Raw genomic sequence first — 12,465 nt, forward strand, 5'->3', positions numbered from 1 at the left:
TCGGGCTCGGTTCTAGAATGGTAACCGTGCGCGGCGGTTGAGGAAGTTCTGCAAGCGATCGCGCCAGGTGGGCGGCGTCCAGGTGCCTCGGTCTTCCCATTCGGCAACAATTTGCCGGCCGAGCAAGGTGAGCCGAAACTTGTCGGTGATGCCTTGACCGTCTACCTCGCGACGCAACATGCCGACCTGGATCAGCCACATCAGAGCGGCTTCAGCAGCCAGCTCTGTCAGCGCGCGGCGAGCATAACCGTTGTCAATGCCTCGCTTGTCCGCGATCGCCGGCAACGCCACGCCCTGTTGGCGCATGTCTGCAAAAAGCGCGAGGAAGAATGGCGAGCAGCGCAATGCCAGATCGGCTCGAGCGATTGTTGCCGCGGGATATTGGATTTCATCTTGAGGCGATGCGGTTGTCACTGTTTGTCCCGAAGAATCTCGACCTGGCTTGGTTACATTCCTGCCTATTGTAAAGTTCGCGATTATAAAGTTCGCGATCGCCCGACCGCCGGGCTTTCAGAGATGCTTTTCGACCTGAATGGAGGTGTGTGTATTCGTACTTCGATCGGCGCAGATCGAATTCCAGTGCTCCATCCGGGACCTCAATTATCGCTCGAAAAACTCTGAAACCAAACCCGGGGGAATCTCATCTGAACCAGAACCCTGAAGGTCCCCCAGCAAGAGCTTGCAGGAATTTAGTTCTGGTAAGTATTTAGCCGTGTTTGATATGAGTATGACGATTGTCCCTCTTAGCAACTGGTTTGATTGCCAGCCTCGCTCGCAGCAAAACCACTGACTCGAGGGACAATTAGGTTACGGCTTCGGGTACGCGGACGGCGTATGGGTCGCTATCCTGTCCGGTGGCAAACCGTAACGAATGCACTAAGTCCTTACTAGATCGAGTCAGGAAGACTGCCAGCGCCAGCGCCGCCAGCCCAGCTGCCAAAAAGAACAAGCCCCGGTAACCAACGGCAAGCGATAGCGAACCCAGCAGCGGACCCCCGAGGGCGATCCCGAAATCGTACCCAAACAAGCACAGCGAGTAGATTTTGCCGCGCTCGTGAGCTCGCGAGCGGTCGGCCATCAAGGCAATTGCCATGGGAATCAGCGTGCCCGCCCCGGCTCCCTGCAACACCGCCGCCCCGAGGATTTGCTGCGGTGATTGCGCTGTTGCCAAGATAAACATCGCCGTGATGTAAGCAACTAAGCTGCAGCTAATGAACAGTCCGCGCCCGTAGCGATCGCTCGCGCGGCCAACGTAGACGCGCACCGTGAAGCTTGCCAAGGCCGACGTGGTGTAGAACCAGCCTGGATTCAGCGGCACGCTAAGGTCGCGCACGTAGAGCGGCAAGTACGACGCTAGCGTCCCGAACACCAAGCCCATCAGCAACATCACTGTTGCCGGCGTCCGCAGGCGATCGCCAAGGAGCAATTGCCAAAACTGCTTATCGTCCGAGCCGATTTGAGCCACTGCATCTTGACGCGCGCGCGATCGCGGCTCGTGTACGAGCGCGGCCGAAAAGAATCCCCAGAACCCTGCTGCTGCCGAGACCAAAAAGAGGGTCGTGTAACCTGCTTGAACCTGCAGCAAACCACCAACTGCAGGTCCCAGTGCCATGCCGATCGGCACGACCAAACTCATGTAGCCAATTAACTCGCCTTTCTTCTCCGGCGGCGAAATGTCAACCACTAAAGTACTGTAGCCCGTGGTAAAGGCAGCAATGCTAATCCCGTGAAACGCCCGAAAGAGAGCGAGTAGAGCGACTGAGTGCACCAGCGCGTAGCAGAGCGGCGCTGTGCCGACAATGGCTGTCCCCAACAGCACGACTGCCTTGCGACTGTGGCGATCCGCCGCACGCCCCAGAATCGAGCGAAAAAGTAGTAGCCCGATCGCAAAGCTGCCCATCACCCAGCCGACCAGATAGTCGGAGCCGCTCGCGTCCCGGATGTACGGCGGGAGCGTCGGCAGCAACATTGTCAGACTCGACCAGAACATCAAGCCTGACAGAAACAACGCCGCCAGATTGCGTTGCTGAGGGGGCGCGAGCGTTTGAAAAACCTTCAATTTACCTGAACCTCGGTACATAAACAAACGCGATCGCGTCAGTCGAATCAGGTTTTTTCCGCAGGGCGATCGAGTCCCGCTTCTTCACTATTCTTAATACTGCCGCCAACGACCTCCCTCACGCGGTAGATGGGACGCCCTTGGGACTCGTGATACGTCCGCATCAGCAGCTCGCCCAATAACCCGAAGCAAAATAACTGCACGCCAGCTAGCAGCAGCACCACGACTAAAATCAACAGCGGGCGATCGCCGATATTTTGGTTCATCATCAGCTTGAGCGCGCTGAGGTAAATGCCAAGTAGCACGCCAGCTGAGAACGATAGCAACCCCAGCGAGCCGAAGACGTGCATCGGGCGCGTGAGGAATTTCTTCATAAACCAAACGGTCAGCAAGTCCATTAGCACCCGGAAGGTACGCCCCAGCCCGTATTTACTCTGTCCGAAGCGGCGAGCGTGGTGCTGAACGGGGATTTCGGCGATTTTCGCCCCTTCAATGAAAGCGAGGGCGGGCAGGAAGCGATGGAGTTCGCCGTAGAGGTTCATGTCTGCCAATAGCTCAGAACGATAAGCCTTTAGAGAACAACCGTAGTCGTGGAGCTTGACCCCCGTTACTTTGCCGATCAGCCAATTGGCAATGCGCGAGGGAAGCAAGCGCGTGAGCGCTGCGTCTTGGCGTTGCTTGCGCCAGCCGCTGACGAGGTCGTAGCCTTCGTCGAGTTTGGCCAGTAATTGTGGTATGTCGCTCGGGTCATTTTGCAAGTCGGCGTCGAGGGAAACGATCGCCGCACCGCAGGCGTGCTCGAAACCAGCGGCCATGGCAGCGGTTTGACCGTAGTTGCGACGCAGCAAAATCGCTCTTAGGTCGGCGCGATCGCGAGCAAGTGTTTTGAGCAGGTCGGCAGAACCGTCGCTGGAGCCGTCGTCGGCGCAGACGATTTCATAGCAGAGTCCAGTGGCCGCAAACGTGGTGGCAATCGCGTCGATCAGGGCTGGGAGGCTTTCAATTTCGTTGTAAATCGGAAGGACCACCGAAACGTCCGGACGCTCGGTGGTGCTGGGGGCAGCGGGCAGCGGGGACATACGGACCATGAGCGGCAGGCAACCTTTGACGACAGGGCGGAAGGAGACGGACTGGCAATGAACGAGTGATAGCGATCGCCTGCGGGGGCGCTAAAGTTGAAAATCGAGAGCTTGATTGCCTTTCGACGAGATTCTCGCTAACTATGTCGTTCTACCATTCCGACGCCCTGCTCGACCAATTGGGTGCTGATGTACTCGCGGCCGTGTGGAAGGAGTTCCCGTCCTTATCCAAAACACACCTAGCCCTGACGTGGCTGGTGTACGACCCACCAGTTGTTGTAAATACGGGCGGCGCGCTCTCAGCAGAGGAGTTTTGGAAGCACTCGATGCGCGGCTTCTGCTATCGCGGTGTGGAGCCGTTTTATCCTGCTAGCATCGTGAAGTTGTTCTATCTGGTGGCGGCCCACGAGTGGCTGGAGCAGGAGATGATCCCGCTGTCCGGAGAGCTGGAACGGGCGCTACACGACTCGATCGTATTTTCCTACGACGACGCAGCCGGCCTGGTGGTGGATGCGCTAACGGGAACAACCAGCGGTTTGGAGTTGCCGCCAGGCCCGCTCGAGACCTGGGCAGCCCAGCGCAACATCGTCAATCGCTATTACCAATCGCTGGGATGGGAAGAACTGAAAGACATCAATGTTAATCAAAAAACATGGTGCGACGGCCCTTACGGACGGGAGCGCCAGTTTGCTGGAGACCTCTTGGAAAATCGCAACCAGCTAACAACCGATGCGGTGGCGCGACTGTTACACGCAATTGCGGGCGGCGTGGCCGTATCGTCTGCGCGATCGCAAGTAATGATGCAGTTGCTGCAACGCGATTTGACTCGTCCGGAACAATACGAAAATCACGGTGAAAACCAGATAGCGGGCTTTTTGTCTGAGAGTCTGCCGCCGACAGCACGCGTTTGGTCGAAGGGCGGATGGACGCGTCAGGTTCGGCACGATGCTGCCTACATCGAGCTGCCGGACTGTCGCCCGTATCTATTGGTGGTGTTCGCGCGCGAGAATAAGCGTAGCCGTCAACTCATCCCATTTATCTCCCAGCAAGTAGCCGTGGCGATGGCGGGATTGGACTCCTAAGCGAGATCTTCAGGCGGAAGGAATTGCGGTCGGCACGGGTAAATCTTGAAGTGATAGCATTGAACGGCCGACATAATGCTCACTGTGGTGGAGTTTTGCCTGCTAGAAAGCGTCAGCAGCTATTGCCCGCCCGCCCGATCTCTTAGGAAGTAATGCCCTTTCCCCGGCCATGTTTTTAAAAAATCTCTTAGGCGATCCCAACGACCGAAAACTCAAAAAGCTGCAACCCACCGTCGCGGAGGTTGCGCTCTACGAGGAGGATATGCAGCAGCTGTCCGATGAGTCGCTGCGCGGGAAGACGGCAGAGTTTAAAGCAAAATTGGCGCAGGCGAAGAACGACGAAGACGAAGCCGATATCCTTGAAGAGATCGCACCCGAGGCCTTTGCCCTCGTGCGCGAGGCAGCACGGCGCGTCCTCGGAATGAGACATTACGACGTCCAAGTGCTCGGCGGTCTCGTGTTGCACCAGGGACAGATTGCTGAAATGAAGACCGGCGAGGGCAAAACCCTCGTTGCTACCCTGCCCGCTTACCTCAACGCCCTCTGCGGGAAAGGGGTTCACGTCGTCACCGTTAACGATTACCTCGCCCGCCGTGACTCCGAGTGGATGGGGCAAGTGCATCGTTTCCTCGATCTGAGTGTCGGACTTATCCAACAGGGGATGTCGCCGAGCGAGCGCCGCCGCAATTACGCTTGCGACATCACTTACACCACGAACAGCGAAATCGGGTTCGATTATTTGCGCGACAATATGGCGACTTCGATCGAAGAAGTCGTTCAGCGTCCGTTTAATTACTGCATTATCGACGAGGTCGACTCGGTACTGATCGACGAAGCCCGTACGCCGTTGATTATTTCCGGCCAGGTCGACCGACCGACCGAGAAATACATGAAAGCTGCGGACGTGGCGCGATCGCTCGATCCGGAAGAGCATTACGAAGTCGATGAAAAAGCTCGCAACGTTTTGCTCACTGATGAAGGCTTCGCAGCCGCGGAAGGCTTTCTGCGGGTTGAGGATCTCTACAACCCTGAAGATCCCTGGGCTCACTATATTTTCAATGCCATCAAAGCAAAGGAGCTTTTCATCCGCGACGTAAACTACATCGTTCGCAAAGACGAGGTCGTCATTGTCGACGAGTTCACTGGCCGAGTGATGCCCGGGCGCCGCTGGAGCGACGGACTGCACCAGGCGATCGAAGCGAAAGAAAGGGTTGAAATTCAACGCGAAACGCAAACTCTAGCCAGCATCACTTATCAGAACTTCTTCTTGCTCTACCCGAAACTAGCGGGTATGACCGGAACGGCAAAAACCGAAGAAGCCGAGTTTGAGAAGATCTATAACTTGCAGGTTACGATCGTTCCGACTAACTTGCCGCTCGCGCGCCGCGATGTCTCCGATGTCGTTTATAAAACCGAAGAAGCGAAGTGGCAAGCCGTTGCTGCCGAGTGTACTGAGTTCTACAAGCAAGGACGCCCGGTTTTGGTGGGAACGACGAGTGTTGAAAAGTCCGAGTTGCTGTCGAAGCTGCTTGCGGCTGATAACGTTCCGCACAACTTACTGAACGCACGTCCCGAGTATGTCGAACGCGAGTCGGAAATTGTCGCTCAAGCCGGTCGCAAAGGCACGATTACCCTCGCTACCAATATGGCCGGGCGTGGCACAGACATCATCCTCGGAGGCAACTCCGATTACATGGCGCGACTTAAACTGCGCGAATATTTCATGCCGCGCGTAGTCATTCCCAGCGACGACGACGATTTAGTGGCAGGCGTGCCGCTGGTCGGCAAGCCGAAAAAGCTGCGCGCCCAAGGTTTTGCAGAACCGCAGATGAAAGTTAAAACCTGGCGCGCGTCGCCGCAAATCTTCCCCGCTGAGTTGGGAGCGGCCGCAGAGTCCAAACTCAAGGAGTGGGTAGATTTTGCGGTCAAACACTACGGCGAGCAAAGTCTGACCGAGCTGGTTGCCGAGGAGAAAGTCGCGATCGCGGCCGAGAAAGCTCCCGTTGACGATCCCGGCATCATCAAGCTGCGCGAGGCGTACAATTTACTTCACGACCAGTACGAACAATACACCTCAAAAGAACACGATGAGGTGGTAGGGGCCGGTGGTTTGCACGTCATCGGCACCGAACGACACGAGTCGCGCCGCATCGATAACCAACTGCGAGGTCGTGCCGGCCGGCAGGGTGACCCGGGTTCTACCCGATTCTTCCTCAGCTTGCAGGATAATTTACTGCGAATTTTCGGCGGCGATCGCGTATCGGGTTTAATGAATGCCTTCCGCGTAGAAGAGGATATGCCGATTGAGTCGAAGTTGCTGACGCGATCGCTGGAAAATGCTCAGAAGAAAGTCGAAACCTTCTATTACGACACCCGCAAGCAGGTGTTCGAGTACGACGAGGTGATGAACAATCAGCGTCGTGCCATCTATGCCGAGCGGCGGCGGGTTCTCGAAGGTCGCGACCTCAAGGATCGCGTCATTCAGTATGCAGAAATGACGATGAACGACATTGTCAACGCTTACGTCAACCCCGAGTTGCCGCCGGAAGAATGGGATCTCGATTCGATGGTCGCAAAGGTGCAAGAGTTCGTGTATCTGCTTCAGGATCTAACATCGGACCAACTTGCCGATATGACCGTTGGCGAGATCAAAGCATTTCTCCACGAGGAAATTCACAAGGCTTACGACCTCAAGGAGAACCAGGTAGAGCAATTACAACCCGGTTTGATGCGACAGGCCGAACGCTACTTTATGTTGCAGCAAATCGATACGCTCTGGCGCGAGCACTTACAAGCAATGGATGCCTTGCGCGAGTCGGTTGGCTTACGCGGATACGGGCAGCGCGATCCGCTCATCGAATACAAGCAGGAAGGCTACGAGATGTTCCTAGAAATGATGATCGACATTCGTCGCAATGTGGTGTACTCGCTGTTTGAATTCCAACCGCAAATCCAACCGCAAGCAGTCTAGAGTCGATCGAGTCCTGGGTGAGTTTTCAGGCTCGCAAACATTATTCTCGTGCTGCCGTCTTCTCGAGAATGCAATTGCCGATATGCTTGTGCATTTGCTGAAGAACATACCAGGTCAAAGAATTTTCGTGACGGATAGGGCATCCAAAATACTGCCATAGCCAGTTCGAGCAGTCACAACCTTTGGTGTGTTCTTCGAGCAGCTAGCTGCTCGAGTTTGCTCTACAATTTCCCCAAGTCACCTAATACCTCCTTATGTAGGTATCGCTATGTAGGTATCGCTTCAAGTGCTCCCGCACCCCTCGGTTGGATTAAATTCCTGACAGGAATGCACCTGGAATAGCAGCATAACCCTTAAAGAGCTCCAAACTCTGGATCATGTGCACGCGATCGTTGGCGACTACAAAAATCGAAAAGTTTCTGGTCTTCGATAAAAAAGGCTCAATGGCGAGAGAAAAATCGGGCTCAAGGATGAATGCAAGGAGTTGTCAAGTTTTTTTGGGAAACAAGTCAATCTCAGTCGGTGAAGCACTCTGGATGCTCGATGACAAATCACGCTATGGCCGCCTCCCAGTTCGTCAGCTGTATTGTCCATTGCACGGAAATCTTGCCAGCGCTAGGTAGGGCTTGCCGAAAAAGGCTAAAATGCCCGCAATGAAAGGTTCTCAGCTTTTCTATGCCAGAAAAGTGCAAGGTTAGGCACCAGAGCCTTAAAACCCTTTCAATTGGGCCGTGAATCCGAGGAAAAAAGCTGGGGCTAGATCATAGTAACCTGATGCCATAAGCTCTCTGCCCCCTAAATTCGTTAGTGGACTTTTTCTGCAAACCCTAGGCAGAGCAACTTTAAGACCGCTGTCTCTGAAGGAGACGACCCATTGGTCTTCAATACCTTCCGCAAAAGTTAGCTTCGCGATCCAATCGCGTTGGTCGTGTAAATCACTCGCTGAATTTCCAGTAGTAGGTCATCGAAGCACGCGGATGACCTGTTCCCAATGCAACAACACCATTCAAGCTGATGGTTTAGTAGGAGGCGTCAAACTGCCTGGCGAAATTTGCCAAGGCATCAGCCATATCCTTAATCCTGCAAGAGTAAAATAGCTGTTCCCTCCGAGCATCGAGTTGCCTAGCGAAGCCGCTGTAGGAAACCGTTACGCTTCTTCGATGCTTGGTTCTCTCCCTCTGTGTAGTATCCCTGGGCGTAGTAGTAGTAATAGCTATCGGGTTCGTTAGCGGGAATCACGCCATTGACCACCATGCCAACCACGGGTTGCCGCGCACGTTCCAGAGCTTCGCGCGAAGCATCCACGTTCGTGACATTAACAATACCGGGTCGAACAACCAACAATACGCCATCGGCAACTTTGCCGAGAATCAGAGCGTCGGCAGCCACTGCCAAGGGCGGGGTGTCGATAATGATGTAGTCATAGTGATGCTTAGCCTCGTCCAACAGCGTGGTCATGCGCTGAGAGTCTAAGAGAGCGACGGGGTTAGGTGGTATTACTCCTGCAGTCAGCACGTCCAGCTTGTTGCCGTCTTGCCCTTCAGCGTGAGCGATTTCAGCGACGCTTAACTGTTCGACCAAGACATTACTCAAGCCCGTCGTATTAGCCAACTCCCACACTTGGTGTTGACTCGGACGGCGCATATCGGCGTCGATGACGAGAACGCGATTTCCCAACTCAGCTAGTGCCACGCCTAAATTAGCCGAAACGGTAGACTTACCCTCACGTGGGATGGAGCTGGTGACAGCGACGACCTTGAGCTTGCGATCCGTGGTGGAGAATTTGAGATTTGCCTGCAACATCCGGAATGCTTCGCTCATCGACGAGCGCGGGTAATCTCGGACAGGCAGCGTAACTGGTCGCGTTCCATCTACCGGGCGATTGAATCGACCAAAGAGTGGAATCGACCCTAGCATGACGTAACCAAGACGGTTCTTAGCCTCTTGAACGGTTTTGAGGCTCTGGTCGCGGACATCAAGGGTTATGGCCGTAGCAGTTCCAATCAGCGCGCCCACGATGCCACCAGCCATCAAGATGAGTTGCATGCGCGGCCAGATTGGGTTTATCGGCACAAGTGCATTCTCGACAACCCGTGCATTCCCAAGGTTCTGGTTTTCGGTGACGCGCACTTCCTGCAAGCGTTGTAGGAGTGCCTCGTAGGTCGATTGGGCGGCATTTAACTGGCGCTCTAGTTCCCGCTGTCCCTGTTCGAGGCGCGGAAGCACGCTCGCGCGGGATTGGTAAGCTTCGCGCTCGCGTTGCAGGGAGCTGAGGCGACTGCTCGTCCCGAGGCGATCTACCTCGGCTCGAACGAGATCTCCAGTCAGCTGGATTTCAACTTCGCTTAACTGCAGGGTGCCGCTCGCAATTGCCACATCCACGGGGATAGCTCCACCTGCTGCTGGCGACTCGCTGAGAACGGTCTGTATGCGCTCGTTGAGAACCTGCCGCAGGGCATCGCGGCTCTCGACAAGGCTCACGATCGCCGGATGCTGAGGCTGATAGCGCGACTCAGCAACGGCAAGTTCGGACTCAATGGATTGATAACTCTCGAGAGCATCCCGCACGGCCCTCGATTGGGTGAGCGCGCTGGCAGCTAGGGCTTCGGCGGACGACAAGCCGAGCTGTGCTGATAGTTCTTGAATACGAGCCTGGGTATCGTTCAGGCTGGTCTGGGATTTGACTAGCTCTTCGTCGATGCTACCGAGCAGGCGTACGGTTGTTTGCGCCTCTTCATTGAGGACGATGATACGGTTGCGTTCCTTAAAGCGACGTAAAGCTTCCTCGGCCTCGCGTACGGAGCGCTCGGTGAGGGGAAGCTGCTCCTCAATAAACTCGCGGGCCGCAGCAGCTTCCGAGCGGTTAATGCGGACGTCGTTATCGCGATACACCTCCATGAAGCTATCAACCACGCGGGCGGCCTCTTCGGGGTCGGTGCTCTGGTAGGTTAGCTCGAGGATGTGCGTGTTCGGGACTTCATACACCTTCAAGTTGCCGACAATATTCTGCGGTGCCATCGGTGTACCATCCGCATTGCGGATATCCAGCCGCTCAATAACTTGCTGGCCGATGGGTAATGAGCGAATGATTGCCGCTTCATTAGCCAAAAGGGTATTGCTAGTGGAACTGCCTCCGCTAAAACCAGCAAAGGGAATAGCACCATCGGCGGTTTGCAAGAGCAAGCGCGCACGCGCCTCGTAAATCGGCGTCTGGCGAGCTGAGTAGATCCCGGTTAGCCCGATTGTCGAGATCGTTACGAGCGACGCAGGCAACCACCGCCGTTTGAGGATCGACCAGTATTTTTGCAGGTCGAGAAAGTCGTCGTCTTGGCGCAGGTTGCGATCGATAGCTTCCATCTCTTAATCCCACTGACTGCGGGCAGCAAACTTCGGACCAACTTCGGTTCTTCGGTACTCTGTCGACGTCCTAGCAGCTCCGGCAGCGGAATACTGCGTTTTGAAGCGAGTTTAGAATATTTTACAGCAATTTTGGTCTCTTTCCAACCACCGGTCGGATGCAGAGCACACGATAACCCGTGCTCCTCAATTAGTTACTCTACCCAGATCTCCCAAGCGCGATCGGCAAGCGCGCGGGCAGTTTCGTAGTCATAGCGATCGAGCAGCAGGGTCGCGTGACCGAGTTTGCGCCCGGGACGCGCAGTTTTTCCGTACCAATGAACGCTTGCGCCAGGGAGGTCCTCGAGGCGACGGCGCTTGTCACGGTAGTCGCGATCGGCGTGCTCGTAACCGAGGAGGTTAACCATAACGGCTCCATCGCAGTGTAAGGCAGTGGCACCAAGGGGCAGTTCGGCAACGGCTTGCAGCTGCAAGGCAAACTGCGAGGTATAGCAAGCGTCTAGTGTGTAGTGACCGGAGTTGTGCGTACGCGGGGCAATTTCGTTGACCAAGAGACGATCGCCAGCATCGAGAAAGAATTCGATCGCGACAATACCGACAATATCCAAGGATTGCAACAGCGTACGGGCAATCTCGCGGGCGCGATCGCTGACGGCAGTGCTGACGGGGGCGGGGGCGATAGCCCAACGGCAGACTTGCGCGACTTGACGAGTTTCGGTGATGGGAAAGGTGGCGATGTCGCCGGCAGCATTACGTGCGGCGACGATCGCCAATTCGCACTCGAAGGGCACGTAAGCTTCGCGGAGCAGGGCGGGACGATCCGGGCGCTGCCAAAAGGTTTTCAGATCGGAGGGGTCGGAAAAGATGAACGTGCCGCGACCGTCGTAGCCGTGGCGGCGGGTTTTTAGCACCAACGGCAGCGTCCAATTTGGGTCGAGGGGGCGGTCGGGAGCGATCGCTTCAAAATCCGGGACGGGCAACCCGGCAGCAAGCAAGCAGCGACGCTGGTAGTACTTGTCGAGTAAAGGTGCAAGACTGTCCAAGCCTGGGCGGAAGCAAACCCCAGCAGCTTCTAGTCCTCGCAAGGCCGGCAAATCGACCAACTCATTTTCGAAAGCAATCGCGTCGCAGTAACGGGCGAGTTCGGCAGTGGCGACGGCGTCGTCGGGCGCGCCGTAGAGGACCTTTGCTGCACGGGCAACTGCCGGATCGTTTCGGCTGGCAGCCTGCACGACGAGTTCGATGCCAAGTTTGGGTGCCTCGCCAGCGAGCATCCAGGCCAGTTGTCCGCCGCCGATGACGCCGATCCGTTTTATCGTCATGGCTTTCCTGCTGAGTCGTTACTTGGACGTTGTGCGTAACCGGCAACCGCAGCGAGGTAGAGTCACGTTGCGGTAGCGAGGGGAATCTTTACGGGCACCGCAAGGACGCGCGGGTGTCGATATGGGTTTGGGAGTTGCGACCGGAGGCGCGCTCACAGAGTTCGCGTACCTGAGCGCCGTCGAGAATAGCACCACTGAAGTCTGCACCAGTAATGTCCGTGCCATCGAAAGTCGAACGTAGCAGGATTGCTTCGGCAAGAATGGCGTCGCTGAGGTCGGCACCTGTCAAGGCGATTTGATCGACCATCGCGAATCGGAGGTTCGCTCCGTGCAGGTTGGCTTTAGTCATGACCGAAGCGCTGAAGATGGAACCGCGCAGGTCGGCGTGACTGAAGTCGGTCAGCTCGAGATTGGCGTTGGAAAATTCGGCGGCGCGCATGACTTGCCCGGAAAAATCGCGACCGGTGAGTTCGGCGTTGCTGTAGGACAGAGGTGGTGGGTAGTACTTGCTAGCCTGGGCGCGAGCGGGCAGCGGCCCGAGTGCGGCCCAAGCAACGCAGGCGATCGCGAGAAAGTGCCAAAAGCGGATCATGGT

The 12,465-nt window shown here is 56.0% G+C and carries 8 protein-coding genes; 2 read left to right on the plus strand and 6 right to left on the minus strand.

Annotated elements, in window-relative coordinates; genetic code table 11:
• Positions 1 to 12: 12 nt before the first annotated feature.
• The 3 genes from KR51_RS02570 to KR51_RS02580 all read right to left on the minus strand — a co-directional run bounded on the left by KR51_RS02570 (position 13) and on the right by KR51_RS02580 (position 3,138).
• Positions 13 to 414, minus strand: coding sequence for an Npun_F0494 family protein (locus KR51_RS02570; RefSeq protein ID WP_022604510.1), 402 nt, complete (start codon positions 412 to 414; stop codon positions 13 to 15).
• 388 nt (positions 415 to 802) lie between these two features.
• On the minus strand, positions 803 to 2,059 hold the full coding sequence (locus KR51_RS02575; protein WP_040654877.1) for an MFS transporter: 1,257 nt from the start codon (positions 2,057 to 2,059) through the stop codon (positions 803 to 805).
• Positions 2,060 to 2,106: 47 nt separating this feature from the next.
• Positions 2,107 to 3,138, minus strand: a complete 1,032-nt coding sequence (locus KR51_RS02580) for a glycosyltransferase family 2 protein (RefSeq protein ID WP_071783190.1) — start codon at positions 3,136 to 3,138, stop codon at positions 2,107 to 2,109.
• A gap of 143 nt (positions 3,139 to 3,281) precedes the next feature.
• On the opposite strand from KR51_RS02580, the gene KR51_RS02585 reads away from it, so the two are divergent.
• A complete protein-coding gene (locus tag KR51_RS02585; protein WP_022604516.1) occupies positions 3,282 to 4,220 on the plus strand; it encodes a serine hydrolase in 939 nt (312 codons plus the stop codon).
• Positions 4,221 to 4,389: 169 nt separating this feature from the next.
• Complete coding sequence (gene secA, locus KR51_RS02590; protein WP_022604519.1) at positions 4,390 to 7,191, plus strand: preprotein translocase subunit SecA; 2,802 nt, start codon at positions 4,390 to 4,392, stop codon at positions 7,189 to 7,191.
• A 1,122-nt stretch (positions 7,192 to 8,313) separates the two neighbouring features.
• On the opposite strand, the gene KR51_RS02595 is transcribed toward secA, so the two are convergent.
• The 3 genes from KR51_RS02595 to KR51_RS02605 form a co-directional block, all read right to left on the minus strand.
• The gene (locus tag KR51_RS02595; protein WP_022604520.1) at positions 8,314 to 10,548 is read right to left on the minus strand and encodes a GumC family protein; all 2,235 of its coding nucleotides are present in this window, start codon (positions 10,546 to 10,548) and stop codon (positions 8,314 to 8,316) included.
• A gap of 194 nt (positions 10,549 to 10,742) precedes the next feature.
• Positions 10,743 to 11,870 (minus strand): 5-(carboxyamino)imidazole ribonucleotide synthase, encoded by a 1,128-nt coding sequence (locus KR51_RS02600; protein WP_022604522.1) that lies wholly within the window; start codon positions 11,868 to 11,870, stop codon positions 10,743 to 10,745.
• A gap of 88 nt (positions 11,871 to 11,958) precedes the next feature.
• Positions 11,959 to 12,462, minus strand: coding sequence for a pentapeptide repeat-containing protein (locus KR51_RS02605; protein WP_022604524.1), 504 nt, complete (start codon positions 12,460 to 12,462; stop codon positions 11,959 to 11,961).
• Positions 12,463 to 12,465: the final 3 nt, after the last annotated feature.

The organism is Rubidibacter lacunae KORDI 51-2, assembly GCF_000473895.1.
Lineage (GTDB): Bacteria > Cyanobacteriota > Cyanobacteriia > Cyanobacteriales > Rubidibacteraceae > Rubidibacter > Rubidibacter lacunae.